The organism is Nocardioides sp. GXQ0305 (genome assembly GCF_050880345.1).
Lineage (GTDB): Bacteria > Actinomycetota > Actinomycetes > Propionibacteriales > Nocardioidaceae > Nocardioides.
The window spans coordinates 256,247-280,646 of sequence record NZ_JBNYXG010000004.1 but is presented as its reverse complement, the minus strand read 5'-3'; the positions used below and the strand labels follow the sequence as shown (position 1 = coordinate 280,646).

Annotated in this window: 28 protein-coding genes, 1 pseudogene and 1 riboswitch; of the genes and pseudogenes, 17 read left to right on the top strand and 12 right to left on the bottom strand. The window is 73.0% G+C overall.

Annotated elements, in window-relative coordinates; genetic code table 11:
- Positions 1-11: 11 nt before the first annotated feature.
- Positions 12-722 (top strand): annotated as a pseudogene (locus tag ACQ1X7_RS12935) (GAP family protein); the annotation flags it as partial.
- A gap of 54 nt (positions 723-776) precedes the next feature.
- Here ACQ1X7_RS12935 and sepH read toward each other — a convergent pair.
- Positions 777-1,727 carry a septation protein SepH gene (gene sepH / locus ACQ1X7_RS12930; RefSeq protein WP_432478612.1) on the bottom strand — a complete coding sequence of 317 codons (951 nt, stop codon included), beginning with the start codon at positions 1,725-1,727 and terminating at the stop codon, positions 777-779.
- Between the two features lie 123 nt (positions 1,728-1,850).
- On the opposite strand from sepH, the gene ACQ1X7_RS12925 reads away from it, so the two are divergent.
- Complete coding sequence (locus tag ACQ1X7_RS12925; RefSeq protein WP_432478611.1) at positions 1,851-2,474, top strand: trimeric intracellular cation channel family protein; 624 nt, start codon at positions 1,851-1,853, stop codon at positions 2,472-2,474.
- A 1-nt stretch (position 2,475) separates the two neighbouring features.
- On the opposite strand, the gene ACQ1X7_RS12920 is transcribed toward ACQ1X7_RS12925, so the two are convergent.
- From ACQ1X7_RS12920 to ACQ1X7_RS12905, 4 genes are all read right to left on the bottom strand, one after another.
- Complete coding sequence (locus tag ACQ1X7_RS12920) at positions 2,476-3,558, bottom strand: hypothetical protein (protein WP_432478610.1); 1,083 nt, start codon at positions 3,556-3,558, stop codon at positions 2,476-2,478.
- Positions 3,555-4,088: a SigE family RNA polymerase sigma factor gene (locus ACQ1X7_RS12915; protein WP_432478609.1), complete on the bottom strand. Its 534-nt coding sequence runs from the start codon at positions 4,086-4,088 to the stop codon at positions 3,555-3,557. The genes ACQ1X7_RS12920 and ACQ1X7_RS12915 overlap by 4 nt, the downstream gene beginning before the upstream one ends.
- Positions 4,089-4,164: 76 nt before the next feature.
- Complete coding sequence (locus tag ACQ1X7_RS12910) at positions 4,165-5,466, bottom strand: D-arabinono-1,4-lactone oxidase (protein ID WP_432478608.1); 1,302 nt, start codon at positions 5,464-5,466, stop codon at positions 4,165-4,167.
- Between the two features lie 9 nt (positions 5,467-5,475).
- Positions 5,476-6,660, bottom strand: a complete 1,185-nt coding sequence (locus ACQ1X7_RS12905) for an MFS transporter (protein ID WP_432478607.1) — start codon at positions 6,658-6,660, stop codon at positions 5,476-5,478.
- A 48-nt stretch (positions 6,661-6,708) separates the two neighbouring features.
- Between ACQ1X7_RS12905 and ACQ1X7_RS12900 the strand changes: the two genes are divergently transcribed.
- From ACQ1X7_RS12900 to ACQ1X7_RS12890, 3 genes are all read left to right on the top strand, one after another.
- A complete protein-coding gene (locus ACQ1X7_RS12900) occupies positions 6,709-7,797 on the top strand; it encodes a ferrochelatase (RefSeq protein ID WP_432478606.1) in 1,089 nt (362 codons plus the stop codon).
- A complete protein-coding gene (locus ACQ1X7_RS12895; protein ID WP_432478605.1) occupies positions 7,794-8,618 on the top strand; it encodes an inositol monophosphatase family protein in 825 nt (274 codons plus the stop codon). The genes ACQ1X7_RS12900 and ACQ1X7_RS12895 overlap by 4 nt, the downstream gene beginning before the upstream one ends.
- 135 nt (positions 8,619-8,753) lie before the next feature.
- Positions 8,754-9,044, top strand: coding sequence for a DUF4193 domain-containing protein (locus tag ACQ1X7_RS12890; RefSeq protein ID WP_432478604.1), 291 nt, complete (start codon positions 8,754-8,756; stop codon positions 9,042-9,044).
- Positions 9,045-9,108: 64 nt separating this feature from the next.
- Here the strand turns inward: ACQ1X7_RS12890 and ACQ1X7_RS12885 are convergent, their stop codons facing one another.
- Together ACQ1X7_RS12885 and ACQ1X7_RS12880 are read right to left on the bottom strand one after the other, a co-directional pair.
- Positions 9,109-9,432, bottom strand: coding sequence for a DUF4235 domain-containing protein (locus ACQ1X7_RS12885; protein ID WP_432478603.1), 324 nt, complete (start codon positions 9,430-9,432; stop codon positions 9,109-9,111).
- Between the two features lie 24 nt (positions 9,433-9,456).
- Positions 9,457-9,933, bottom strand: coding sequence for a DUF3093 domain-containing protein (locus ACQ1X7_RS12880; protein ID WP_432478602.1), 477 nt, complete (start codon positions 9,931-9,933; stop codon positions 9,457-9,459).
- 53 nt (positions 9,934-9,986) lie between these two features.
- Between ACQ1X7_RS12880 and dut the strand changes: the two genes are divergently transcribed.
- Genes dut through ACQ1X7_RS12860 form a run of 4 tightly spaced genes read left to right on the top strand, consistent with a single transcriptional unit; the run spans position 9,987 to position 12,309 of the window.
- Positions 9,987-10,496, top strand: a complete 510-nt coding sequence (gene dut / locus ACQ1X7_RS12875) for a dUTP diphosphatase (RefSeq protein ID WP_432478601.1) — start codon at positions 9,987-9,989, stop codon at positions 10,494-10,496.
- Positions 10,493-11,173: a DUF3710 domain-containing protein gene (locus tag ACQ1X7_RS12870; RefSeq protein WP_432478600.1), complete on the top strand. Its 681-nt coding sequence runs from the start codon at positions 10,493-10,495 to the stop codon at positions 11,171-11,173. Before dut ends, ACQ1X7_RS12870 begins: the two co-directional genes overlap by 4 nt.
- 15 nt (positions 11,174-11,188) lie before the next feature.
- The gene (locus ACQ1X7_RS12865) at positions 11,189-11,554 is read left to right on the top strand and encodes an OB-fold nucleic acid binding domain-containing protein (protein ID WP_432478599.1); all 366 of its coding nucleotides are present in this window, start codon (positions 11,189-11,191) and stop codon (positions 11,552-11,554) included.
- On the top strand, positions 11,551-12,309 hold the full coding sequence (locus ACQ1X7_RS12860; RefSeq protein WP_432478598.1) for a DUF3159 domain-containing protein: 759 nt from the start codon (positions 11,551-11,553) through the stop codon (positions 12,307-12,309). Before ACQ1X7_RS12865 ends, ACQ1X7_RS12860 begins: the two co-directional genes overlap by 4 nt.
- 87 nt (positions 12,310-12,396) lie before the next feature.
- Here ACQ1X7_RS12860 and ACQ1X7_RS12855 read toward each other — a convergent pair whose 3' ends face one another.
- Together ACQ1X7_RS12855 and ACQ1X7_RS12850 are read right to left on the bottom strand one after the other, a co-directional pair.
- Positions 12,397-13,068, bottom strand: a complete 672-nt coding sequence (locus ACQ1X7_RS12855; protein WP_432478597.1) for a potassium channel family protein — start codon at positions 13,066-13,068, stop codon at positions 12,397-12,399.
- A gap of 1 nt (position 13,069) precedes the next feature.
- Entirely contained in the window at positions 13,070-13,717 is a 648-nt protein-coding gene (locus tag ACQ1X7_RS12850; protein ID WP_432478766.1) for a potassium channel family protein, read from the bottom strand.
- A gap of 76 nt (positions 13,718-13,793) precedes the next feature.
- Here ACQ1X7_RS12850 and ACQ1X7_RS12845 point away from each other — a divergent pair, with 76 nt between their 5' ends.
- The 5 genes from ACQ1X7_RS12845 to ACQ1X7_RS12825 all read left to right on the top strand — a co-directional run bounded on the left by ACQ1X7_RS12845 (position 13,794) and on the right by ACQ1X7_RS12825 (position 18,595).
- A complete protein-coding gene (locus ACQ1X7_RS12845; protein ID WP_432478596.1) occupies positions 13,794-15,845 on the top strand; it encodes an APC family permease in 2,052 nt (683 codons plus the stop codon).
- The gene (locus ACQ1X7_RS12840) at positions 15,842-16,948 is read left to right on the top strand and encodes a class I SAM-dependent RNA methyltransferase (RefSeq protein ID WP_432478595.1); all 1,107 of its coding nucleotides are present in this window, start codon (positions 15,842-15,844) and stop codon (positions 16,946-16,948) included. Before ACQ1X7_RS12845 ends, ACQ1X7_RS12840 begins: the two co-directional genes overlap by 4 nt.
- Positions 16,949-17,047: 99 nt before the next feature.
- A complete protein-coding gene (locus tag ACQ1X7_RS12835) occupies positions 17,048-17,698 on the top strand; it encodes a cyclase family protein (protein WP_432478594.1) in 651 nt (216 codons plus the stop codon).
- 112 nt (positions 17,699-17,810) lie between these two features.
- Complete coding sequence (locus ACQ1X7_RS12830) at positions 17,811-18,161, top strand: hypothetical protein (protein WP_432478593.1); 351 nt, start codon at positions 17,811-17,813, stop codon at positions 18,159-18,161.
- Between the two features lie 40 nt (positions 18,162-18,201).
- A riboswitch (guanidine-III (ykkC-III) riboswitch) is annotated at positions 18,202-18,265 on the top strand.
- Positions 18,266-18,280: 15 nt separating this feature from the next.
- Positions 18,281-18,595 (top strand): DMT family transporter, encoded by a 315-nt coding sequence (locus tag ACQ1X7_RS12825; RefSeq protein ID WP_432478592.1) that lies wholly within the window; start codon positions 18,281-18,283, stop codon positions 18,593-18,595.
- A 19-nt stretch (positions 18,596-18,614) separates the two neighbouring features.
- Here ACQ1X7_RS12825 and ACQ1X7_RS12820 read toward each other — a convergent pair whose 3' ends face one another.
- Positions 18,615-19,295: a hemerythrin domain-containing protein gene (locus ACQ1X7_RS12820; protein WP_432478591.1), complete on the bottom strand. Its 681-nt coding sequence runs from the start codon at positions 19,293-19,295 to the stop codon at positions 18,615-18,617.
- 44 nt (positions 19,296-19,339) lie between these two features.
- On the bottom strand, positions 19,340-19,975 hold the full coding sequence (locus tag ACQ1X7_RS12815; RefSeq protein WP_432478590.1) for a transcriptional regulator: 636 nt from the start codon (positions 19,973-19,975) through the stop codon (positions 19,340-19,342).
- A gap of 226 nt (positions 19,976-20,201) precedes the next feature.
- Here ACQ1X7_RS12815 and ACQ1X7_RS12810 point away from each other — a divergent pair, with 226 nt between their 5' ends.
- Genes ACQ1X7_RS12810 through ACQ1X7_RS12800 form a run of 3 tightly spaced genes read left to right on the top strand, consistent with a single transcriptional unit; the run spans position 20,202 to position 24,082 of the window.
- Entirely contained in the window at positions 20,202-23,021 is a 2,820-nt protein-coding gene (locus ACQ1X7_RS12810; RefSeq protein ID WP_432478589.1) for an aconitate hydratase, read from the top strand.
- A gap of 4 nt (positions 23,022-23,025) precedes the next feature.
- Entirely contained in the window at positions 23,026-23,754 is a 729-nt protein-coding gene (locus tag ACQ1X7_RS12805; RefSeq protein WP_432478588.1) for a TSUP family transporter, read from the top strand.
- A 25-nt stretch (positions 23,755-23,779) separates the two neighbouring features.
- Entirely contained in the window at positions 23,780-24,082 is a 303-nt protein-coding gene (locus ACQ1X7_RS12800; RefSeq protein WP_432478587.1) for an MTH1187 family thiamine-binding protein, read from the top strand.
- 6 nt (positions 24,083-24,088) lie between these two features.
- Here the strand turns inward: ACQ1X7_RS12800 and ACQ1X7_RS12795 are convergent, their stop codons facing one another.
- A complete protein-coding gene (locus ACQ1X7_RS12795) occupies positions 24,089-24,391 on the bottom strand; it encodes a hypothetical protein (RefSeq protein ID WP_432478586.1) in 303 nt (100 codons plus the stop codon).
- Positions 24,392-24,400: the final 9 nt, after the last annotated feature.

Sequence of the window (24,400 nt, the reverse complement as noted above, 5' to 3'; positions counted from 1 at the left end):
CGCCACCGACGATGACGACACGGGCACGGTCCGGCAGCCGGCGTCCGGCAGGCGTGGTCACCGGCCCAACCTACTGGTCGCCGTCCAGCGCGGACCCTCGGTACCGTGACGCCGTACTGCACCTGCTCCTGGTGATCCTCCCCCTGGGGCTCGCCGCGGCGGTGAGCCCGGTCATGACCACCGAGCAGGCGGTGCTCCTCGCCGCACCCGGCGGACGTCGCACGGCGTCGCTGTACGCCGTCGGCACCGGCCTCGTGCTGGCCGCGTACGTCGCCGCCGTGATCCTGCTGGGGCAGTCGCTGTCCCTCCCGCGGGCTCCCCAGCTGGACGCCAGGCTGGACCTGCTCGTGGGCGGGATCCTGCTGGCGCTGTCGCTGGCCCTGCGGCTCTGGTACACCCGGCACCCTCCCCGGCCACGGACCTCGCGCCCCCTGATGTCGCCGCCGAGGGCGTTCGCCTTCGGCGTGTTCTCCATGTCCACGAACGTCACCTCGCTGGCCCTCGTGCTGCCGGCGGCCAAGGAGATCGCGGCCAGCGGCCTGGGGCCGTGGTGGTCCGGCGTGGCGGGGGCGCTGCTCGTCGTCACGGTCTGCCTGCCGGCGTGGGGTCCCGTCGTCCTCGTCTCGGCGACCCCGGGTCCCGCCGGCCGGCTCCTGGGTCGCCTGGAGCGGCTGATCGACCGCCGCGGGCGGACCCTCGTCGTGGTGCTGGTCGCGGCGGCGGGTGCGTTCTTGTCGCGCGGGGCGCGCTGCGCCTGCTCGGAGGGTGAGGGCCGGTCAGCCGCGGTCGGAGCCGCCGAACATGATCTCGTCCCAGCTCGGGACGGAGGCGCGGCCGCGCTTCTTGGCGGGCTTCGTGCGGGCCGGCTCGGGAGCCGGGTCGTCGTCGGAGTCGATGGCCGCCTGGTCGGACTCGTCGACCTCGTCGACCGCGTGGTGCTCGGGGTCGTCGTGGCGCACGGCCGGGGTCTCGGCGGTGGGGCGGTCGTCGAGGTAGGCCTCGACGGGCTGCTCGGCCCCCACCGAGAGGTCCTCGTCGGTGACCATCGAGATCGCGTCGTCACCCAGCGGCAGCTCGGAGTCGGACACCGCGGAGAGCCGGCGGGCCCGGGCGCGGGTCAGGTCGTCGCCCCCGCGCGCAGCGGGAGCGGGCTCGCGGCCGTCGCCGAGCAGCCACCCGGCGTCGTCGTTGTCGGCCACGACGTAGTTGCCGGGCGCGTCGTAGGTGAACTTCGCGGTGCCGGAGCGGGGCCCGGTCGAGAAGTCGGCGGTCAGCGCCCAGCGGCCGTCCTCGCGCCGCGCGGCGTCCCACTCGACGGTGTCGGGGTCGACGTTCGCGCCGCGGAGGTGGGTGGACACGGCGTCGCCCAGGGTGCGGGCCCCACCCGCCTGACCGGTACGGCGGACCGAGGAGCGCTGGGCCCGCTGGGCGACGTGCTGACGCTCGGCGATCACGGGCGCGGCGAACGGCATGATCTTGTCGATCGTGGTCTGCGCAGCCTGGGCCACCGCCTCGGGCGTCTCGCCCGCCCGGATCCGGGCCTGGATGTCGCGCGGGCGCAGGGTTGAGTCCATCTTGATCTCCAACTGGCCGAGTCGTGCGTGGTCGCCGCGTAGGGCGGCCCGGAGGCGCTCGTCGACGTCGAGGGTGAACTCGACGCCCTGGTCGCTGACGAGGAGCAGGCGCTTGCCGTCATCGCTCAGCTGGGCGAGCGTGAGGTGGGGCATCGGCGGTGCGCCCTTTCCTGGTTCCTGGTCCGGTCCGGATGGACCGAGACTACGCCAGCGACACCGTGCACGACGGTCACCGCACCGGCGTGCCACCCGGGCATCGGGGCTAACCTCCCGGGCGTGGAGTCCCCCACCCTGGTCGTGTTCGACCTCGCCGGCATCTTCGTGTTCGCGATCTCCGGTGGCCTGGTGGCCGTGCGCAAGCAGCTCGACGTCTTCGGGGTGCTGGTCCTGGCCGGGACGACCGGGCTGGGGGGCGGGCTGCTCCGCGACGTCCTGATCGGCGCCACCCCTCCCGCGGCGCTCCTCGACTGGCGGTACCTCCTGGTGCCGGTGGTGGCCGGACTGCTCACCTTCAGGTTCCACCCGGCCGTGGGCCGCGTCGAGCGGCAGGTCGGGGTCTTCGATGCCCTCGGACTGGCCCTGTTCTGCGTCACCGGGGCGCTCAAGGCCCTGGAGTTCGGCCTCGGACCGGTGCCGGCGGCGCTGATGGGCATGGTGACCGCGATCGGCGGCGGCATGCTGCGCGACGTACTGTCCGACCGGGTGCCCGTCGTGTTCCGCGGTGAGCTGTACGCCATCCCGGCCCTGGCCGGCGCCGGCCTCGCCGTCGCCGGGGAGTACCTGGGGCTGCCGGTGGTGGTCAGCGCCTTCGCCGGCGGCGGCGTCTGTCTCGCCTGGCGGTGGCTCGCCATGTGGCGGCAGTGGCAGGCACCGCTCCCGGCGGGGCCGGCCAGCGTGTGAGTCAGCCGACGGGGTCACCGGTGGGGAGGGCCAGGGTCCCCTGGAGGTCCCCGATGGTCCCGAGGTCCGCTGCCACGACCTCGCAGTCCCCGGCCGGGACGGTGCAGCGCAGCAGCTGTGCGGTCGCCTGCGTGCTCGGCCGCTCGGCGGCCAGCACGGCGAGGGTCGACCCGTCCAGCCACTCGTACCCGGTCGCGAACTCCTGGGTCAGGTCGAGCTGCACCCGCTGACCCGTGCGGGCGTCGAACACGGACTGCTCGTCGCCCTCGCTGCTGTAGTAGCGCCCGTCCGGAGAGAGGACCCCGGTCGAGCCGTAGGCCTCCTCGAGGCGCACCCCCTCTCCGGGGGCGTCCCCGACGACCGTGCCACCTGCGGTGGGGGTGGCGAAGGTGCGGGTCTCGACGTCGGAGAGGTCCGCTGCCCTGGGACCGTCGGCCAGCACCTCCACCGTTGCCGCGGAGACGTCGGCGGCGACGATGCCGCGCGCGTCCCGCCAGTAGACCGTGCCGGCGTCCAGGCCGTAGAGCGTGGCCGGCCCCTCCGTGGGCAGGACGTCGAACCCTCCGCGCACCTGGTCGAACACGACGACCTGCGCGGGTCCGACCCCGCCGTCGACGAAGGCCATGGTCGAGGTGTCCGGGTCGGCGACGAGGCGGGTGGCGTCCTCTCCCTTCGTCGTCAGACCGATGCCGAAGGACTCCCCGTCCTCCCACGACCACAGCCTTCCGGCGCGGTCCGCGAACACGTAGCCCTCGCCGGTCCGGACGTACGTCGCCACCTCGCGGCCCAGGTCGACCGTCCGGTCGGGCCCCACGTGCAGCGTCGACCCGGTCACCCAGCTGAGGGGGGCCGGTTCGCTCGAGGGTCCGGTCGCCGCGTCCCGGTCCACGACGCTGTCCGCGCCGGGATACAGGGCGACGCCGACCGCGAGCACGACCGCGGCAGCCGCACCACCCGCGGTCACCAGCGTGCGGCGCCGTCGGACGCGGCGGTCGCCAGCGCGCGTCACGGTGTCGAGATCGGGCGAGTCGAAGGCGACCGTGTCGGCGCGGTCGTGGAGCAGGGTCGTGAGCTTGTCGGTCATCGGGTCACCACCAGGTCGTGGACGGGGAGCAGGTCGGCGTCGTCGCGTCCGAACCGCTCCCGGAGCTTGCCGAGCCCGGCCGCGACCTGGCTCTTGACGGTGCCGACGGCGCATCCCATCGCCTCGGCGGTCTGGGCCTCGGTGAGGTCCTCGTAGTAGCGCAGCACGATCGCGGCACGCTGGCGGGCGGGCAGGGCCTGGAGGGCCTGCCACATGCTGTCGCTCTCGGCGACCCGGTGGTCGTGCCCGGCGACCGGGGTCTCCGGGACCGCGCCGGTGGCCAGCTCTCCCTTCCAGGAGCGGCGCCGGAACCAGCTGATCGCCGTCGTCGTGATCGCCTTCCGGGTGTAGGCCTCGGCCTTGCTCTTGTCGCGCAGCCGCGGCCACGCCACGTAGGTCTTGGTCAGCGCCTCCTGCACCAGGTCCTGCGCCAGGTCGACGTCGCCGACCATGAGGTACGCCGCTCGCTGCAGCGCCGGTGACCGTGCGGCGACGAACTCCGCGAAGTCGGCCCGATCCCGCCCTCTCATCCGTCCTCCGTCCGTCCGGGAGGCATCCTCGCCCCGCTCGACCTGCCAGACGCGGCGACACCCCCGAAAGGTTCGGTCAGTCGCCCAGGACCTCCCGCAGGTGGGGGTTGCCGAGGACCCGGTCGGGGTCCAGCCGGTCGCGCACCGCCAGGACGTCGCCGAACCGCGGGTGGAGGTCGGCGAGCTCGGCGGCGCCGAGGGTGTGGACCTTGCCCCAGTGGGGGCGGCCGCCGAGGCTGCGGAGGATCGGCTCGACACCGGCGAAGTACGGCTGGTGGTCGGCGCCGACGGGGGTGTGCACCGCCAGGTAGGTGACGTCCCGCCCGTACGCCGGCGAGAGCGGGACGTCGTCGGCGGGGACGAACCGGACCTCGACCGGGAAGCCGATCCGCCAGTCCGACGCCTCCACCGCCCGCCGGAGCTCGCGCAGCGCCTCGAGCCCGACCTCGCGCGGGACGGCGTACTCCATCTCCTTGAACCGGACGTGGCGCGGCGTCGTGAAGACCCGGTGGGGGATGTCGGTGTAGGTGCGCTCGCCGAGCGCGCGCGCCGAGATCCTGTTGACGGGCGCGACGACGGCCGGCACGGCGTTGCCCAGCCGGACGACCCGGTCGAACAGCCGGTTCGCCAGCAGGTCGTCGTCGAGGAGCGCCCGCCATCGGGGGAGCGGCTCGGCCTGCTCGACGGGGACGGCGAGCCGGTCGTCGGTCTTGATCTGCATCCGCCCGGTGTGGGGGAACCAGTACGCGTCCACGTGGTCGTGGGCGGCCACCAGGTCGTCGAGGGTGGCCAGGCCCTCGTCCCACGACACCGGGCGCTCGTGCGCGCGCAGCAGGAGCAGCGGCTCGACCGCCAGGGTCACCTCGGTCAGCACGCCGAGCGCACCGAGGCCGAGGCGGGCGACGTCGAGCACGTCGGGATGCTCGGTCGCCGAGGCCCGCAGCACCTCGCCGGTACCCGTGACCAGCTCCAGCCCGCGCACCTGCGCGGAGAGCGAGGCCACCCGGCCTCCGGAGCCGTGGGTGCCCGTCGAGATCGCGCCGGCGACCGTCTGCTCGGCGATGTCGCCCATGTTGTGCAGCGTGAGCCCACGCGCCTCCAGCTCGCTGTTGAGCACGTGCAGAGGGGTGCCGGCCCGGACGGTGACGGTCATCCGGTCGAGGTCGAGCCCGACGACCCCGGTGAGCCGGTCGGGGACGAGCATGGTGTGCTCGGCCACCGCGATCGGTGTGAAGCTGTGGCCGGTGCCGACCATCTTCACGGTGCCGCCCGACGCGCGGGCGGCGGTCACCGCGGCCACGACGTCGGCGGTCGACCGGGGGGCGTAGACCTCCCGGGGGAGGGCCGAGGCCAGCCCGGACCAGCTCCGCCACGCCATGCGCAGACCCTACTGAGCCCGTTCCCGGGGCAGCCCCAGGGCGGCCAGCACCGCGACCAGGCCGGCCGCCACCGCCACGACGTACGCCGACGACGACCCGGCGGCGTCGACCACGCGGCCGGCGAGGGCCGCCCCCGGCGCGACGCCGGCGACCACCCCGGTGTGCAGCAGGGCCATCCCCTCGGTCAGCCGGCCGGGTGGCATCGACCGCTCGACCAGGGAGGTCGCCGCGATGAGCGACGGGGCGATCGCGAAGCCGCCGAGGAACAGCACCAGCCCCATCGCCGGGAGCGCCTCGATCCACGGCAGCGGGCACATCGAGGCGAACAGCCCGAGCGCGCCGAACCGGAGCCGGGCGGCCGGGCCCCGGCGCCAGTGGATGGCACCCGTGGCCAGGCCCGCCAGCAGGCTGCCGAACGCCCACAGCGCGAGCAGCGGGCCGGCGTACCCCTGGCTGCCGCGCTCCTCCGCGAAGGCGACGGTGACCACCTCGGCCGCCCCCAGGGCGGTCCCGAGGCCGACGACGACGGCGAGCAGTGGCACCAGGGTCGCCCACGGCAGCCGCGCGCCGGTGTCGCCGGTCTGCCTCTCCGGACGCGGCGGCGGCTCCGTGGCGCGCTGGGCGGCCAGCAGCAGGCTGCCCACGGTGCCGGTGACCAGGGCGGTGCCGAGGCCGGCGATCGGACTGACGGAGGTCGCGAGGGCGGTGACCAGGATGGGGCCGAGGATGAAGACGGCCTCGTCGACGACCGCCTCGAGCGCGAACGCCGTCTGCAGCTGCGCGGGCCGGCCCTGCAGCACGTGGGACCAGCGGGCCCGGACGCAGGAGCCGGCGGAGGGCAGCGCCGCCCCGGCGACGGCCGCCAGCAGGTACCAGGCCGGCGGCGCCCAGCCCAGGCGGACCAGGACGACGAGCAGGCCGAGCGCCGCCGCGAACAGCAGCGAGACCGGGACCAGGATCCTGGCCTGCCCGTAGCGGTCGAGCAGCCGGCCCTGCACGATCGCGAAACCCGCCGAGGCCGCGACGTAGACGGCGGACACCGCTCCGGCCCGGCCGTAGGAGCCGGTGGTCTGCTGGACCAGCAGCACGATCCCGAGGCCCACCATCGAGATCGGCATCCGGGCCACCATCGCGGCGCCCGAGAACGACAACGCGCCCGGGACGGTGAGGATCCGGCGGTAGCTGTCGAGCATGGCGAGGGTGAGCCTACGAGCCTCGGGCCTGCTCCCTACGATGGCGCCATGCCACCGGAGGTGAGCCCCTACGACGCCCTGCTGCTGGTCAGCTTCGGCGGGCCCGAGGCCCCCGACGACGTCCTCCCGTTCCTCGAGAACGTGACCCGCGGCAAGAACATCCCCCGCGAGCGGCTCGCCGAGGTCGGCGAGCACTACTTCCGGTTCGGCGGTCGCTCCCCGATCAACGACCAGAACCGGGCGCTCCTCGCGGCGATCCGGGAGGACCTCGCCGGTGCCGGGATCGACCTGCCGGTCTACTGGGGCAACCGCAACTGGGACCCCTACCTGAGCGACGCACTGCGGCAGATGGCGGTCGACGGGGTGACCCGGGCCGCCTGCTTCGTCACCAGCGCCTACTCGTCGTACTCGGGGTGCCGCCAGTATCGCGAGGACCTCGCGGCCGCCGCGAGCAAGGTCGAGGGTGCCCCGCAGCTCGACCGGCTGCGCCACTACTTCAACCACCCCGGGTTCGTGGAGCCCGTCGTCGACGCGACCCTCGCCGCGCTCGCCGAGCTCCCCGCCCAGGTCCGTGACGACGCCCACCTGGTGTTCGTCACCCACTCGATCCCGGAGGCGATGAGCGAGAACAGCGGCCCCCAGGGCGGCGCGTACGTCGCCCAGCACCGCGCCGCGATGGCCGAGGTGGTGGAGCGGGTGCGGCTCGAGACCGGCCACCGGCCGGCCCACGCGCTCGTCTACTGCTCGCGCTCCGGGCCGCCGACGGTGCCGTGGCTGGAGCCCGACGTCAACGACCACCTCCGCCGGCTGGCGAAGGACGGCGCGGCCGGTGCGGTGATGGTGCCGATCGGGTTCGTCTCCGACCACATGGAGGTCGTCTACGACCTCGACACCGAGGCGCTCGCCACGGCCGCCGACCTCGGGCTGCCCGCGGTGCGGGCCGCCACCCCGGGCGTCGACCCGCGGTTCGTGGCGATGGTCCGCGACCTGCTGGTGGAGCGTGCTGCGGCCGAGCGCGGCGACGAGCCCGCGCGCACCACGGTCGGCCGGCTGCCTGCCTCCCACGACCGGTGCCCGGGCCGCTGCTGCCCCAACCCCCGCGCCTCCCGGCCGACGGTCGGGGGGCTGGCCTCGTGACGGGCGCTCCCGGGCTGCGCGACCTGGCCCTGGCCGTCGCGCGGCAGGCGGCCTCGCTGGTCCGCGAGCGGGGCGCCGGCGAGGTGCGGGTCGCCGACACCAAGTCGAGCAGCGTCGACGTGGTCACCGACACCGACCGCGAGAGCGAGCAGCTGCTGCGGCGGCTGCTGCTGGAGGCCCGGCCCGACGACTCGATCCTCGGCGAGGAGGGCGCGGACCACGTCGGGAGCAGCGGGGTGCGCTGGATCCTCGACCCGATCGACGGCACGGTCAACTTCCTCTACGGGTTGCCCGAGTACGCCGTCTCGGTCGCGGCCGAGCTCGACGGCGAGGTGGTGGCGGGCGCGGTCGTCAACGCCGCCACCGGGGTCGAGTACGCCGCGGCGAGGGGCAGCGGGTCCACGCGGGACGGCCGTCCGTTGCGGGTCCGGCCGGCCCCGCCGGTGGCCGAGCGGCTGGTCCTCACCGGCTTCGGCTACCGGTCCGACGTGCGCGCCGGCCAGGCCGAGCGGGTGGCGCGGATGCTGCCGCGCGTGCGCGACGTACGACGCATGGGGTCGTGCGCGCTCGACCTGTGCCACGTGGCCGAGGGCAGCGCCGACGGCTACGTCGAGGAGGGGCCCAACCTGTGGGACCACGCCGCCGGCTCGCTGGTCGCGACCGAGGCGGGCGCCCGGTTCGCGCTGCTCCCGGGGACCCTGGGCGAGCGGCTCGACGCCGGGCGGCAGCCGACGGTCGTCGTGGCCGCGCCGGAGGAGGGCTGGGACGCCTTCGTGACCCTGCTCACCGAGTGCGGATTCCTGCTCCCGGGACGGGAATAGCACCCACCCCCACTCGGTTCAGGTCACACGTCGGAATCCGGTGTGCGCCTGTTTGGGCAGATGGTGCACAATCTGCCGCGCCGACGACACAGAGATCACCAGGGCCGCGACGGCGGTCAGCGGAGGGAATGAGCGATGGCCACCGACTACGACGCACCTCGCAAGAACGAGGAAGACCAGTCAGAGGAGAGCATCGAAGAGCTCAAGGCCCGTCGCCACGACAAGAACTCCGGCAAGGTCGACGAGGACGAGGCCGAGGCCGCCGAGTCCTTCGAGCTCCCCGGCGCCGACCTCTCCCACGAGGAGCTGGCGGTCGAGGTGAAGCCCAAGCAGGAGGACGAGTTCACCTGCATGAGCTGCTTCCTGGTCCGCCACCGCAGCCAGCTCGCCGACGAGAAGCGGATGCTCTGCGTCGACTGCGCCTGATCCTCCCGACATGACGACGGGCGCCCCCGGATGGGGGCGCCCGTCGTCGCGTCGTGCCGCGGGGTCAGGGCTGGAAGCCGCTGTCCTCGTCGTCGCCCTTCTGCAGGCCCGGTGGCAGGTGGCCGGTCGACCGGGCGTAGTAGCCGGCGGCCCGGCGGGCGGCGTACATGCGGGCGAGCCCGATGAGCGCCCCGCTCACGGCCGCCCACGCGACGGCCTCCTTCAGGTCGACGTCGGGGTCGGCGGGGTTGGCGGGCGGTGTCTTGCCCGTGGCCGCCTTCCAGCCCGTGTTCAGGCCCTTCTTGGCGATCGTGGCGGCGCCGAGCACCGCCACCAGTGACATCACGGACCACACCTTCGAGCTCGACTGCTTGTCCTTCTTGGCCATGCGTCGAGCCTAGGGCACGGGTGCTCAGCCGGCTGCCCCCGAGCGGGTGAGGGTGGCCACGGCGCCCGCCAGCCGGTCGGGGTGTCGCGTGGAGAGGAGCCAGTACGGCGTCGGGTCGGCCGGATCGGTGATCTCGACCCGGACCGCGCGCTTGAGGTAGGGCCGGAGCAGCAGGTGGGCGCGGGCGTCCGCGTCGACGCCGGCCGTCCGCCGGGTGGCGTCGGCGTCGAGGGCGGTCGCGGCGCCGAGGTGCTCGGCACCGATCCGCGCACGGCCGGCGCGCAGGTGGCCGTCGGCGACCACCACCCGGGCGGACCCGTAGGCCGCCAGCAGGCCCACCATCAGCGCCATCGCCACGGCCGAGATCGCCCAGGCGACCGGCCCGGGCAGCGCGACGACCAGCGCGAGCCAGAGGCTCGCCACGAGCATCGTCCCCTGCACCCACCACCGCAGCGGCACGGTCAGCCGCTCGGCGTACGGGAGGCCCACGCCGTTCTCCACGGGGTGCATCGTAGGAGTGGGCCGCGCGGTCCCGGGCGGTAGGGTCACGGCCCGTGGTTCCCGAGACGCCCCCGCCGACGCCTGCCCCCGCGGCCGACCTCGAGGTGCTGCTGCAGCGGCTCGACCCCGACCTGCCGCCACCGGCGTACGCCCATCCCGGCGACGCCGGCGCCGACCTGGTGACCGCGGTCGACGTCACCCTCGCGCCGGGGGAGCGGGCCATGGTGCCCACGGGGGTCGCGCTCGCCCTGCCCGACGGGTACGTCGCCCTGGTGCACCCTCGGTCCGGCCTCGCCGCCCGGCACGGGCTGTCGATCGTGAACACCCCCGGCACCATCGACGCCGGCTACCGCGGCGAGGTCAAGGTGCTGCTCGTCAACCACGACCCCGTCGAGCCGGTCGAGCTGCGCCGGGGCGACCGGGTGGCCCAGCTCGTCGTCCAGCGGTTCGAGCGGGCCCGCTTCGTCGAGGTCGACGTCCTCCCCTCATCGGCGCGGGGGGAGGGGGGTTACGGTTCTACCGGAGGATTCGCCTCCCACCAGACCACCCCGGAGGTTCAGTGAGGTTCGGCCGCAGGTCTCGCCCCGAGGCGGCTCCCGAGGAGACGCCCGCCGAGGCGCAGGCCGTCGACGACGCGCCGGCCGTCGAGGAGCAGGAGGTCCCGACGGGCGGCCCGTTCGACGCAGAGGACGTCGAGGGCGACGGCGTCGAGCGGGTCGACCTCGGCTCGCTGCTGATCCCGCCCGTCGACGGTGCCGAGCTGCGGCTCCAGGTCGACGAGCGGACCCAGCAGGTGCAGGCGGTGCTGCTGGCCGGGTCCGACGGCGCCCTGGAGCTGCGGGCGTTCGCGGCGCCCCGCAACGGCGACCTCTGGACCGAGGTGCGTCCCCAGCTGGCCGCCGACATGGCCCGGCGCGGGGGCACCGCGACCGAGCAGGAGGGCCGGTTCGGCACCGAGCTGGCCTGTCGGCTCACGGTCCAGGCGCCCGACGGGCGGACGGGGGAGCAGCCCTCGCGCATCGTCGGCATCAACGGGTCCCGCTGGATGCTGCGCGCCACCTTCCTCGGGAAGCCCGCGCTCGACGAGGCGAGCGCCGCCCCCTGGGAGGACGCCCTGGGCGCGATCGCCGTACGCCGCGGCGACCACGCGATGCCGGTCGGCGACCCGTTGCCGGTCGAGCTGCCCGAGCAGGCCCGCCGCGTCTCGCCGCCGGGCGAGGACGGTCCGGGACCGTCCTGAGATGAGGGCCCGGACATGAGCGGCGGCGGACGGCTGCGGCGCGGGCTGCGCCGGTTCGCGGCCAGCAGCGAGGAGATGCACGCCGAGGAGCTGCGCCGCGACCAGCTCACCCACAGCGACGTGACCATCGAGGACGCCCCCGACCGCGAGCTGGTCACCGTGCGGGGCGTGCTCCGCACCGTCACCCTCCGTCCCCGCGGCGGGGTCCCCGCCCTGGAGGCCGAGCTGTACGACGGCACCGGCGTGCTGACCCTGATCTTCCTCGGCCGGCGTCGGATCTCCGGCGTCGCTCCCGGCCGGTCGGTGCGCGTCACCGGCCGGATCGGCCGCCACGAGGGGACCCGGCTCCTCTACAACCCGCGCTACGAGCTGCTGCCGTGAGCGAGCAGCAGGAGCAGCGGGACCCGGCACCCCACGCCGACGCCGAGACCGTCGAGCAGGTGGTGCGCGGGCAGCTGGCGAAGGCGCTCGGCGGCCGGCGGGGGATGATCGAGGCGGCCGTGCCGACCGTGGTGTTCACGGTGCTCTGGATCTCCACCCGGCAGATCGAGACCGCCCTGGTGGTGAGCGTCTCCGCCGCGCTCGTGCTGCTGGTGGTCCGCCTGGTGCAGCGGTCGACGGTCCAGTTCGTCCTCAACGCGCTGTTCGGCATCGGACTGGGGTGGCTCTTCGTCACGCTCTCCGCGCGCGGCGGAGCCAGCGAGGACGAGCAGGCGCTCGCCTACTTCCTCCCCGGCATCCTCTACAACTCCGGCTACGCCGTGCTGCTGGCGTTCACGTGCCTCATCGGGTGGCCGCTGGTCGGTTTCATGGTCGGCAGCGTCACCGGGGACCCCACGGCCTGGCACCACGACAAGCAGGTCGTCCGGCTCTGCTCGCGACTGACCTGGCTGCTGGTGCTGCCCTGCGTCGTCCGGGTCGCCGCCCAGGCGCCGGTCTGGCTCGCCGGCCGGAGCGGAGCGATGGAGGCCGACACCGCCGTCGCCGTGCTGGGCGTGCTCAAGATCGCCCTCGGCTGGCCGCTCCAGGTCGCCGCCCTCGCGGCGATGGTGTGGCTGCTGGCCAGGAACCACACACCGGTCGCGAGCAGCAGCTCGGTCAGCGAAGCGACCGAGGTGCGTGGCGAGCGAGATTGAGCAAGCGCAGCGACCGAGCGTGCGAGGTCGCGAAGCGCGTCGAAATCCGCGGAGGGTGCCGTCGGGCCGGTGACCCGGTCGTCGTGCCTAGCCCCCGTGCAACGACGGGGCGAGGAGCCGCTCCAGCTCCTCCTCCTTGTCGGCGCTGACCACGAACAGCAGCTCGTCGCCGGACTCCACGGGCTGCTCGGAGTCGGGGGTGTAGACCTGCCCGTCGCGCAGGATGGTGACCAGCGCGCAGTTCTCGGGGAACGGGATCAGCCCCGACGGCTTGCCGACGTACGGCGAGTCGTCGGGGAGGGTGAGCTCGACCAAGTTGGCGTTGCCCTGCCGGAAGGTGAACAGCCGGACCAGGTCGCCGATGGTCACGGCCTCCTCGACCAGCGCCGACATGATCCGCGGCGTCGAGACGTTGACGTCGACGCCCCAGGCCTCGCTGAACAGCCACTCGTTGTTGGGGTGGTTGACCCGACCGACCGTGCGGGGCACGCCGAACTCGGTCTTGGCCAGCAGCGCGGTCACCAGGTTGGCCTTGTCGTCGCCCGTCGCCGCGATGACCACGTCGCAGCGGTCGAGCCGGGCCTCCTCGAGCGAGGACATCTCGCACGAGTCGGCGAGCAGCCACTCGGCGTCGGGCACCCGCTCGGGCTTGATGGAGGCCGGGCTCTTGTCGATCAGCAGGACCTGGTGACCGTTGGTGATCAGCTCGCGGGCGATCGAGCGGCCGACCGCACCCGCACCGGCGATGGCGACGCGCATCTCACTCCTCCTGAGGGCCGTCGTCGAAGGTGGAGTAGGCGTGGGAGGCGTTCTCCTCGCGCATCACCAGGTGGAGCAGGTCGCCCTCCTGGATCACCGTCTCCGGGCCCGGCAGCATGCCCTCGCCCAGCCGGTCGATCCACGCGATCCGCGACTTCGACTGCTCCTGGAAGTGGATGGTGCGTTGGCCGACCCAGGACTCGGGCACCGGCACCTGGTCGACCCGGATGGTGCCGGAGGGGTCGCGGAAGTCGGGCTCGGCCCCGGCCGGCAGCAGCCGGCGCAGCACCTGGTCGGCGGTCCACTTCACGGTCGCGACGGTGGTGATGCCGAGCCGCTGGTAGACCTCGGCGCGACCGGGGTCGTAGATCCGGGCGACGACGTTCTCGATCCCGAACGTCTCGCGCGCGACCCGCGCGGCGATGATGTTGGAGTTGTCGCCGCTGGAGACGGCGGCGAACCCGTCGGCACGCTTGATGCCGGCCTTCTGCAGGACCTCCTGGTCGAAGCCGTAGCCGGTGACCTTGTCGCCGTTGAAGGCGGGGCCGAGACGACGGAACGAGTCGGGCTCGTTGTCGATGATCGAGACGGTGTGGTTGCGATCCTCGAGGCTGCGGGCCAAGGTCGAGCCGACACGGCCACAACCCATGATCACGACGTGCACGCGCACACCGTATCCCAGTCGATACCGCCGTTCGGGCCAGCAGGGTCTAGCCTTTCGGCTCGTGGGTGTCGGCGACGTCTCCAAGCGGATCCTGCTCGGGCGCAAGCTCCGCAGCTCGCAGCTCGGCGAGACGCTGCTGCCCAAGAAGATCGCGCTCCCGGTGTTCGCGAGCGACGCGCTGTCGTCGGTGGCCTACGCGCCCGACGAGATCTTCATCATGCTGGCCGCGGCCGGCGCGACCACCTACGTCTGGTCGTGGAAGATCGGCATCGCCGTCGCGCTGGTGATGCTGACGGTCGTGGCGTCGTACCGCCAGACCGTGCACGCCTACCCGTCCGGTGGCGGCGACTACGAGGTGGCCACGGTCAACCTGGGCCGCAACGCCGGGATCACCGTGGCCAGCGCCCTGCTCGTCGACTACGTGCTCACCGTGGCCGTGTCGATCTCGTCGGCCGCGCAGTACGCCGCGGGAGCGATCCCGTCCCTGATCGGCCACGAGGCCCTGGTCGCGACGATCGCGGTGGTGGCGCTGACCGCCATGAACCTGCGCGGGGTCCGCGAGTCGGGCACCTTCTTCGCGGTGCCGACCTACCTGTTCATGGTGGCCATCCTCGGCATGTGCGGCTACGGCCTGCTCATGCTGCTCGCGGGCCGGCTGCCCGAGGCCGAGAGCGCCGGGCTGCAGATCGAGCCGTCCCCGGGCTGGGAGCAGCCGCTGACCCAGGTCGCGCTGATGTTCCTCCTCGCGCGGGCGTTCTCGTCCGGCTGTGCGGCGCTGACGGGAGTCGAGGCGATCTCCAACGGCGTGCCCGCGTTCCGCAAGCCGAAGAGCCAGAACGCCGCCACCACGCTGCTCCTGCTCGCGCTGATCGCCGTGTCGATGATGATGAGCGTCATCGTGCTGGCCAACCAGATGGACATCCGCTACGTCGACCCCCACGAGCTGGAGCGGCTGCGCTCGGCCTCCGGCGGCGCGCTGCCCCCGGACTACGAGCAGCACCCGCTGATCTCGCAGATCGCGGCAGGCGTCTTCCAGGACTTCTCGCCGGGCTTCTACTTCGTGGTCAGCGTCACCGGTGTGATCCTGGTGCTCGCGGCGAACACGGCGTTCAACGGCTTCCCCGTGCTCGGGTCGATCCTCGCCCACGACGGGCTCGCGCCGCGGGCGCTGGGGTCGCGCGGCGACCGCCTGGCCTACAGCAACGGCATCGTGTTCCTGGCGGCGATGGCGATCCTGCTCATCCAGGTCTTCGACGCCGAGACGACACGGTTGATCCAGCTCTACATCGTGGGTGTGTTCGTCTCGTTCAACCTCAGCCAGCTCGGCATGATCCGGCACTGGACGCGGCACCTCAGGACCGAGCGAGACCCGGCGGTCCGGCGCCGGATGATGCGCTCGCGCGCGATCAACACCTTCGGGCTCGGCATGACCGCGGTCGTGCTGGCGATCGTGCTGATCACGAAGTTCCTGGCCGGCGCCTGGATCACGATCCTCGCGATGGGGGTCTTCTTCATGATCATGCAGGGGATCAACCGGCACTACCAGAACGTGGCGCTCGAGCTGTCGGCGGACGAGGAGGACAAGGTGCTCCCGACCCGGGTGCACGCCATCGTCCTGATCGGCAAGCTGCACAAGCCGACGCTGCGCGCGATCGCCTTCGCCAAGGCGTCGCGGCCCAACGTGCTGGAGGGCGTCTACGTGTCCACCGATGCCGCGGCGACGACCCGGATCCTCTCGGAGTGGGACGAGCGCAACCTCGGCGTACCGCTGAAGGTGCTGCACTCGCCGTACCGCGAGATCGTCCGGCCGATCGTCGACTACGCCCAGGAGATCCGGTCGGCCAACCCGCGCGGCGTGGTGGCCGTCTACATCCCCGAGTACGTCGTCGGCCGGTGGTGGGAGCAGCTGCTCCACAACCAGACCGCGCTGCGGCTGAAGGGCCGGCTGCTGTTCACGCCCGGCGTGATGGTGATCTCGGTTCCCTACCAGCTGCGCTCCTCGGTGATCGCGCGTGAGCGGGCCGGCCGCGAGGACGCCAGGGTGCGCTCCGGTGACCTCCGGCGCGGGAACGTCAGGCAGCGGGGCGGCTCCGAGCACCAGGTCGGCCGGTGACCCGCCGGCCGCGGGCCCGCCGGCCCCGCGGCCGCTCGCGGGTCGGGGAGCGGTTCACCGTCGAGGTCGGCCCCGTCGCGCACGGCGGCCACTGCGTGGCCCGGCTCTCCGGGGAGACCGACGCGGGCCGCGTCGTCTTCGTGCGGCACGCGCTGCCCGGCGAGACCGTCGAGGTCGAGGTCACGGAGGGGACCGAGGGCGACCGGTTCTGGCGCGCCGATGCCGTCGAGGTGGCGGTCGCGTCCCCCGACCGGGTGGAGCCGCCCTGCCCCTACGCGGGCGCGGACGGCTGCGGGGGCTGCGACTTCCAGCACGTCGCGCTCCCGGCCCAGCGGTCGCTCAAGGCGGCCGTGGTCCGCGAGCAGCTGTCCCGCCTCGCCGGGCTCGACGTCGCGGTCGAGGTCGAACCGGTCCCCGGTGACGACGAGGGGCTGCACTGGCGCACCCGGCAGCGCTACGTCGAGCTCCCCGACGGGCGGCGCGGCATGCACAAGCACCGGTCCCACGAGGTGGTGCCGATCGACGAGTGTCTCCTCGAGGCCGGGACCGACCCGACCCTGCACGTGCGGGGTCGGGCGCACTCCGTCGCGGAGGGTGGCTTCTGGCAGGTCCACCCGGGCGCGCCCGAGGTGCTGGTCGCCACGGTGCTGGACCAGCTCGGGCCGCGTCCCGGCGAGTCGGTGCTGGACCTGTACGCCGGTGTCGGACTGTTCGCCGGGGCGCTGGCCGACGTCGTGGGGCCGGGCGCCCGGGTGGTGGCGGTCGAGGCCGACCGCGACGCGTGCGAGCACGCCCGCCGCAACCTCGGTGACGCGGTCGAGGTCGGCCGGGGCCCGGTGGCGAGGGTCCTCGCGGCGGCGTACGACGAGCCGTTCGACCTGGTCGTGCTCGACCCGCCCCGCGAGGGCGCGAAGCGAGCCGTCGTCGAGCAGGTCGCCGGCCGCCACCCGCGCGCGGTGGCCTACGTCGCCTGCGACCCGGCGGCCCTGGCCCGCGACGTGGCGGTCTTCGCAGAGCACGGGTACCGGCTCTCGGCGCTGCGCGCGCTCGACCTGTTCCCGATGACCCACCACGTCGAGTGCATCGCCCTCCTCGAGCGTTGAGTTGGGCCTCCCGAGCGTTGAGTTGGGCCTCCCTGACCGTTGAGTTGGGCCTCTCGGCACGTCGAGCCGGGTTCCGGGAGGCGGCGTAGCGTCACGACCATGCAGCTGGTCGACCTGAACCACGTGATCGAGCACGGCATGACCACCTACCCGGGGCTGCCGGGGCCGGAGGTCGGTGACCACCTGTCCTTCGACGCCTCGCACGACGTCTACACCGCGGGCACCGAGTTCACGATCGGCCGGCTGTCGATGGTGGGCAACACCGGCACCTACCTGGACACGCCGTACCACCGCTTCCGCGACGGGTGGGACGTCTCCGCGCTGCGGCTCGAGCAGTGCGTGGACCTGCCGGCGGTCGTCGTCGACGGCGACGGTGCGATCGGGGCCGACGCCTTCGCGGGGCTCGACGTCGCGGGCGCCGCGGTGCTTCTCCGCACCGGGTGGGACCAGCACTGGCGCAGCGAAAGGTACGGCGACCCCGAGCACCCGTTCCTCGACGAGGACGGTGCGCGCCACCTCGTCGAGGCCGGCGCCGTCCTGGTCGGGATCGACTCGGTGAACATCGACGACACTCGTGGCAGGGAGAGGCCGGCTCACACCACCCTGCTCGGCGCCGACGTCGTGGTCGTCGAGCACCTCACCGGCCTCGACGCGCTGCCGGCGTCCGGGGCCAGGTTCACCGCCGTGCCGATCCGGGTGGCCGGCCTCGGGACGCTCCCGGTCCGGGCCTTCGCCCGCCTGCATCAGTGACGGCTCGCGCCGTTCTGAACCTGCACGAGTGACGGCTCGCGATGTTCTGAACCTGCACGAGTGACGGGCCGCCCGCCCTGACACATCGGCGCCGGGGTGCGAGGGTGGTCGCATGGCCAGCTACGACGTCAACCCGGCGGCCGTCGCGCACGCGCGGGATCTGAGCGACAAGCGGCAGTACGTCCTCGACAGCGACTGGGGCGAGGTGCAGCCGGATGCCGCCGCGCAGAACGCCTTCCTCGAGCGGCACACGTGGGAGGAGTACGCCGCCTGGCACCTGGGGCTGACCGAGGGCGCGAACGACGAGACCAAGGCGCGGTACGCCTTCGTCTACGGCGACTTCCGGCGGCTGCACCGCTCCGGCCTGATCGCGTGCGTCTACCGGGCCTCGGAGTGGCGACACAAGGACGTCGAGCTTGCCGCCCACGACCTGCTCCAACAGCTCGACCGGGTCAGCGGCTGACGCCGACTTGCCCCCGGAGCCCGGGCTTGCGACCCTGAGCCCAGAGCCCATCCGGGCTCCCGGACGAGGGGTGCCGTACCCGGTCAGCGACAAGACGGCGCCGGGGAGTGAATCGTCCGATGGCATGGCTCGTGCTCGTCCTGTCCGGGGTCCTCGAAGCGGTGTGGGCGGTCGCCCTCGGCCGCTCGGAGGGCTTCACCCGGCTCGTCCCGTCGCTCACCTTCGCCGGCGCGCTCGTGCTCAGCATGGCCGGGCTGGCGTGGGCGATGCGCACCCTCCCGACCGGCACGTCGTACGCCGTGTGGGTCGGCATCGGGGCCGCCCTCACCGTGGCGTTCGGCATGCTCACGGGTACCGAGCCGGCGTCGGTCGTGAAGCTGCTGCTGCTCGCCGGCATCGTCGGCTGCGTGGTCGGCCTGAAGCTGGTCGGCTGAGGAGCTGACCGGCGGCGGCTCAGCCGGGGATCAGCGGGACCGCCCGGACGTCGGCGGCCGGCGTGCCGCCCCAGCAGGCCTCCCGCCGCTTCCGGTAGGGGCCGCCGAGGAAGGTCAGCATGACGAACCGCGGCACCGCGGGCACCTGCTTCTTGACCACTGCGGCGCCCGACGGGTCGAGGTTGTCGAGCATCCAGTGACCCTGGAACGCGAGCTCGGGGGGCTTCTTGCCCTCCACGTTGCTCTTCTCGAACACCGACCACTGCTCGTCGGTCATGCTGTCGGGGACCAGCGGGCTGAGCGACCGCTCCTCGTGCTCGAGGTGCGGGTCGAGCACCCGGCGCAGCCCGACCACCGCGTCCTGGAGGGCCTCCGCAGCACCCGGGTCACCGGACTCCGCCCGACGGCCCGCCTCCTCGAGCGCGGTGACCGCCGCGGCGATCGCCCCGTGCTCGGCGAGCATCGTGTCGAGCAGCAGGCCGATGTCGGGGTTGTTGGCCCGCATCACCGGGAACAACCGCTCGTCCTCGGTGGTGTGGTGCTCGTGCAGCAGTCCCATCAGCCACACCGCGTGGCCGCCGATCGCGCGCAGCCGCTCGCCGGACAGGTCGTCGGGCCGCTCGACGAGCATCGCGATCCGCTCGAGGTCGCGGCGCAGCGCCGCGTGGATGACGCCGTTCATCCGGGTGTCGATCGCCATGGGGTGACCTTCCACCGTGCAAGGCCCGGCGTGCAAGCACCGTGTCACCGCGGTTCGTGGCCGCGGGGGATGCCCAGGGTCGCGAGCAGGTCCTCGTGCAGCTGGAACCACACCGTGTGGCAGGAGTCGCGTCCGAGCCCGTCGACCCACTCCCGCTCACCCGCGCGGGCCCGGGCCAGGGCCGACTCGTAACGCTCGGGGTAGCCGGCCATCCGGTCGAGCACGCCGCTGAGCACGCCGCCGATCGGTGCCAGCCCGCCACCGGCGTCCGCCAGCCGTTGCAGGACGCGGGTGTCCCAGCGCAGGTCCTGGTGGTCGTTCGCCGCGAGCGGGTCCCCCGCGACCGGCCGGGTCTGCCAGTCGGTGACCGCCTGCAGCACCCGCGCGTTGAGGTCGAGGAACTCCAGGTAGCTGCGGTGGACGAGGTCGCGGCGTCCGGTCGCCTCGAGCTCCCGGGCCAGCCGCGCCTCGCCCTCGACCCGCCCGCGCTCGGTGAGCGACCACCCGGTGGCGTCGGCGAACGAGGACCACGTCACCCAGCCGAGGGCCCGGTGGTCCTCCAGCAGCTCCCCGGCGTACGCCGGGTCGAGATCGAACCGCTCGGCGACGACGGCCGTCGGGGCGAACCCCAGCAGCCGCACTGCGTGCAGCACCAGCAACGCCGGGTCGGACGAGGTCATCCGCGCCACTCCTCGGCGAGCGTCGCGGTGGGGGAGGTGACCTCGAGCCCGGGGATCGCCACGGCACGGAGGCTAGGGCACGCGAGCTCGCGCCGACGCCTCCGGTGAGGTATCTTGATGTCAAGAGAAATCGCCAGGCGGGTAAGGCAGGCCTCACTACCTCGCCCGGCCGCCCCGGCGGCAAGATGGGTGACGACGCGAGTGCCCCCGAGCGAGGAGACGAGAGATGGCGAGCCAGGACAGCTTCGGAGCCAGGAGCACGCTCGACGTCGGAGACCGGGAGTACGAGGTCTTCCGGCTCGACGCCGTCGAGGGCGAGGGCCTCGACGTCGCGAGCCTCCCGTTCAGCCTCAAGGTGCTGCTGGAGAACCTGCTCCGCACCGAGGACGGTGCCGACATCACCGCCGACGACATCAAGGCGCTCGCCGGCTGGGACGCCGACGCCGAGCCCGACAAGGAGATCCAGTTCACCCCGGCGCGGGTGATCATGCAGGACTTCACCGGTGTGCCGTGCGTCGTCGACCTCGCCACCATGCGCGAGGCGATGCAGGAGCTCGGCGGTGACGCCTCCCGGATCAACCCCCTGGCGCCCGCCGAGATGGTGATCGACCACTCCGTGATCGCCGACGTCTTCGGCAGCGCCGACGCCTTCGAGCGCAACGTCGAGATCGAGTACGAGCGCAACAAGGAGCGCTACCAGTTCCTCCGCTGGGGCCAGGGCGCCTTCGACGACTTCAAGGTGGTGCCGCCCGGCACCGGCATCGTCCACCAGGTCAACATCGAGCACCTCGCCCGCACCGTCTTCACGCGCGACGGTGACGACGGGGTCGTCCAGGCCTACCCGGACACCTGCGTCGGCACCGACTCCCACACCACGATGGTCAACGGGATCGGGGTCGTCGGCTGGGGCGTCGGCGGCATCGAGGCCGAGGCCGCGATGCTCGGCCAGCCGGTGTCGATGCTGATCCCGCGGGTGGTCGGCTTCAAGCTCTCCGGCGACCTGCCCGAGGGGTCGACCGCCACCGACCTGGTGCTGACGATCACCGAGATGCTGCGCGAGCACGGCGTGGTCGGGAAGTTCGTCGAGTTCTACGGACCCGGCGTCTCCGCGCTGCCGCTGGCCAACCGCGCGACGATCGGCAACATGAGCCCGGAGTTCGGGTCGACCATCGCGGTCTTCCCGATCGACGAGGAGACGATCAAGTACCTCGAGCTCACGGGCCGCCCGCAGGAGCAGCTCGACCTGGTCGAGGCCTACGCGAAGCTCCAAGGACTCTGGCACGACCCGGACGCCGAACCGCGCTACTCCGAGCAGCTCGAGCTCGACCTGGGGACCGTGGTCCCGTCGCTGGCCGGCCCGAAGCGGCCGCAGGACCGGGTGTCGGTCTCCGATGCCAAGGAGGGCTTCCGCGGGGCGCTCGCCGACTTCGTCTCCGACCACGACTCGCAGGACGAGGAGGGCTACGACGAGGCGGTGGCGGAGTCCTTCCCGGCCTCCGACGCGCCGTCGCACGCCAACGGCAACGGCGCGCCGAAGAAGCCGTCCGCGGCGCCGCAGGACGGCGGCCGGCCGAGCTCGCCCGTGACGATCTCGATCGACGGGCAGGAGGTCGAGGTCGACCACGGCGCCGTCACGATCGCGGCGATCACCTCGTGCACCAACACCTCCAACCCGAGCGTGATGATCGGCGCGGCGCTGCTCGCCAAGAACGCCGTCGACAAGGGCCTGGCCCGCAAGCCGTGGGTGAAGACCTCGCTCGCGCCCGGCTCGAAGGTGGTCAGCGACTACTACGAGCGCGCCGGCCTCACGCCGTACCTCGACAAGCTCGGGTTCAACCTCGTCGGCTACGGCTGCACCACCTGCATCGGCAACTCCGGGCCGCTGATCCCCGAGGTCAGCCAGGCCGTCCAGGAGCACGACCTCGCGGTCGTGTCGGTGCTGTCCGGCAACCGCAACTTCGAGGGCCGGATCAACCCGGACGTGAAGATGAACTACCTGGCCTCGCCGCCGCTGGTGGTCGCCTACGCGCTGGCGGGCTCGATGGACGTCGACCTCTTCGACGACCCGCTGGGCCAGGACACCGACGGCAACGACGTCTTCCTCAAGGACATCTGGCCCTCCCCGCAGGAGGTCGAGGAGACGATCGCCTCGGCGATCACCTCCGACATGTTCGGGTCGTCCTACGACGACGTGTTCGCCGGCGACGACCGCTGGCGCTCGCTGGAGACCCCGGAGGGCGACACCTTCGCCTGGGACGAGGACTCGACGTACGTGCGCAAGCCTCCCTACTTCGACGGGATGCCCGACGAGCCGGAGCCGGTCTCCGACATCGAGGGCGCGAGGGTGCTGCTCAAGCTGGGCGACTCGGTCACGACCGACCACATCAGTCCGGCGGGCGCGATCAAGAAGGACAGCCCGGCCGGGCGGTACCTCCAGGAGCACGGCGTCGAGCAGCGCGACTTCAACTCCTACGGCTCGCGCCGCGGCAACCACGAGGTGATGATCCGCGGCACCTTCGCCAACATCCGGCTGCGCAACCAGCTCGCCCCCGGCACCGAGGGCGGCGTGACCCGCGACTTCACCAACGGCGGTGAGCAGACCACGGTCTTCGAGGCGAGCGAGAACTACCTCGCCGCCGGTACGCCGCTCGTGGTGCTGGCCGGCAAGGAGTACGGCTCCGGGTCCTCGCGCGACTGGGCCGCCAAGGGCACCGCCCTGCTCGGGGTGAAGGCCGTGATCGCGGAGTCCTACGAGCGGATCCACCGGTCCAACCTGATCGGCATGGGCGTGCTCCCGCTGCAGTTCCCCGACGGCGAGTCCGCCGAGAGCCTGGGCCTCACGGGCGAGGAGGAGTTCTCCTTCACCGGCGTCACCGAGCTCAACGAGGGCCGCACGCCGAAGACGGTCAAGGTGACGGCCGCCGGCTCCGACGGGCAGAGCGTCGAGTTCGACGCCAAGGTCCGCATCGACACCCCTGGCGAGGCGAACTACTACCGCAACGGCGGCATCATGCCGTACGTGCTGCGCACCCTGCTGCGCGGCTGAGGGAGTGGTTCTCGGGGTCGAGACCTGGGTCGTCGCGGTCCTGGGGGTGGCGCTGTTCGTGGGCGCCGTCGTCCAGGGCACGGTCGGACTGGGCCTCGGCCTGGTGGGTGCGCCGGTCACCGGGCTGGTCGCGCCGGAGCTCCTGCCGGAGGTGATCCTCTGGCTGGCCATGCTGATGGCGCTGCAGACGATGGTCACCGAGCACCGTGGGACCGACTGGCGCGGGCTGGCGCTCGCGCTGCCGCCCCGCGTGGTCGGCACGGCCATCGGGGTGTGGGTGGTGGCGACCGCGCCGATCGAGGTGATCGGCGTCGCAGTCGGCCTGATGGTGCTGCTCAGCGTGCTGCTGACGGTGCGCACGGTCACCATCCCGGTCAACCGGGTGTCGTTGCCGATCGCGGGCCTGGTCTCGGGCGTGGCCGGCACCGCCACGTCGATCGGTGGGCCGCCCCTGGCGGTCCTCTACCAGCACCACCGGCCCTACGTCCTCCGGCCGACGCTGGCGGCGTACTTCGCGATCGGCGCGGCGCTCAGCCTGGTCGGCCTGGGCATCGCCGGGCAGCTCGACGTCGACACCACTCTGCTGGCGCTCCTCCTCTCGCCCGTCCTCGCCCTCGGCATCGTGGTCTCCCTCCCCATCCGCCGTCGGGTCCCGGCCCGGTTGATCCGCACCGGTGTCCTCACCGTCTGCGCCGCCTCGTCGCTGGCGTTGCTGGTGCGGTCGCTGGTCTGAGCGCGGGCTCTCGTAGGTTGGCCCCATGATCGTCGCCTTCAGCATCAGCCCCACCGCCGCCGACGAGACCGGGTCGGTCAGCCAGGCCGTGGCGCGCGCCATCGGAGTGGTCCGGGAGTCCGGCCTGCCGTGCGAGACCAACGCCATGTTCACCAACGTCGAGGGGGACTGGGACGAGGTGATGGCCGTCGTGAAGCGAGCCGTCGACGTGGTGGCCGAGGCGTCGCCCCGGGTCGGCCTGGTGCTCAAGGCCGACATCCGACCCGGGTACGACGGCCAGCTCACCGCCAAGGTCGAGCGGGTCGAGCAGGCGCTCGACTCGGACTGAGCGCGGTCAGGGTCGCTGGAGCTCCCAGGCCGCCGTCAGTGCCGACCGGATCGCCGTCGCGTCGCCGCGGCGCAGGTCGGCCAGCACCTTCATGTGCGCCTCCAGGTGTGGCGTGACCGAGAACGTGCCGGCGTACGCGTCGACCAGCCGTTCCCGCTCGTCGAAGTCGCAGCGCAGGACGAGCGTGTCCTCGTCCTCGACGCGGGCGACCAGGCGGCCGCCGACGTACCACCCCGTCCGGCCATCGCGCTGCTGCTCCCGCACGCCGTCGAGGCCGGAGAGGTGGTCACACACCTGGTCGAGGTCCATGCCGACGAG

Excerpts from the sequence above, each read along its gene's own strand:
- ACQ1X7_RS12795 (WP_432478586.1), bottom strand. The coding sequence starts at position 24,391 with ATGGACCTCGACCAGGTGTGTGACCACCTCTCCGGCCTCGACGGCGTG.
- ACQ1X7_RS12865 (WP_432478599.1), top strand. The coding sequence starts at position 11,189 with ATGAGCGGCGGCGGACGGCTGCGGCGCGGGCTGCGCCGGTTCGCGGCC.
- ACQ1X7_RS12920 (WP_432478610.1), bottom strand. The coding sequence starts at position 3,558 with ATGACCGACAAGCTCACGACCCTGCTCCACGACCGCGCCGACACGGTC.
- ACQ1X7_RS12825 (WP_432478592.1), top strand. The coding sequence starts at position 18,281 with ATGGCATGGCTCGTGCTCGTCCTGTCCGGGGTCCTCGAAGCGGTGTGG.
- ACQ1X7_RS12850 (WP_432478766.1), bottom strand. The coding sequence starts at position 13,717 with ATGGGTTGTGGCCGTGTCGGCTCGACCTTGGCCCGCAGCCTCGAGGAT.
- ACQ1X7_RS12890 (WP_432478604.1), top strand. The coding sequence starts at position 8,754 with ATGGCCACCGACTACGACGCACCTCGCAAGAACGAGGAAGACCAGTCA.
- ACQ1X7_RS12900 (WP_432478606.1), top strand. The coding sequence starts at position 6,709 with ATGCCACCGGAGGTGAGCCCCTACGACGCCCTGCTGCTGGTCAGCTTC.
- ACQ1X7_RS12815 (WP_432478590.1), bottom strand. The coding sequence starts at position 19,975 with ATGACCTCGTCCGACCCGGCGTTGCTGGTGCTGCACGCAGTGCGGCTG.
- ACQ1X7_RS12835 (WP_432478594.1), top strand. The coding sequence starts at position 17,048 with ATGCAGCTGGTCGACCTGAACCACGTGATCGAGCACGGCATGACCACC.
- ACQ1X7_RS12810 (WP_432478589.1), top strand. The coding sequence starts at position 20,202 with ATGGCGAGCCAGGACAGCTTCGGAGCCAGGAGCACGCTCGACGTCGGA.
- ACQ1X7_RS12905 (WP_432478607.1), bottom strand. The coding sequence starts at position 6,660 with ATGCTCGACAGCTACCGCCGGATCCTCACCGTCCCGGGCGCGTTGTCG.
- ACQ1X7_RS12885 (WP_432478603.1), bottom strand. The coding sequence starts at position 9,432 with ATGGCCAAGAAGGACAAGCAGTCGAGCTCGAAGGTGTGGTCCGTGATG.
- sepH (WP_432478612.1), bottom strand. The coding sequence starts at position 1,727 with ATGCCCCACCTCACGCTCGCCCAGCTGAGCGATGACGGCAAGCGCCTG.
- ACQ1X7_RS12800 (WP_432478587.1), top strand. The coding sequence starts at position 23,780 with ATGATCGTCGCCTTCAGCATCAGCCCCACCGCCGCCGACGAGACCGGG.
- ACQ1X7_RS12855 (WP_432478597.1), bottom strand. The coding sequence starts at position 13,068 with ATGCGCGTCGCCATCGCCGGTGCGGGTGCGGTCGGCCGCTCGATCGCC.
- ACQ1X7_RS12915 (WP_432478609.1), bottom strand. The coding sequence starts at position 4,088 with ATGAGAGGGCGGGATCGGGCCGACTTCGCGGAGTTCGTCGCCGCACGG.
- ACQ1X7_RS12910 (WP_432478608.1), bottom strand. The coding sequence starts at position 5,466 with ATGGCGTGGCGGAGCTGGTCCGGGCTGGCCTCGGCCCTCCCCCGGGAG.
- ACQ1X7_RS12830 (WP_432478593.1), top strand. The coding sequence starts at position 17,811 with ATGGCCAGCTACGACGTCAACCCGGCGGCCGTCGCGCACGCGCGGGAT.
- ACQ1X7_RS12820 (WP_432478591.1), bottom strand. The coding sequence starts at position 19,295 with ATGGCGATCGACACCCGGATGAACGGCGTCATCCACGCGGCGCTGCGC.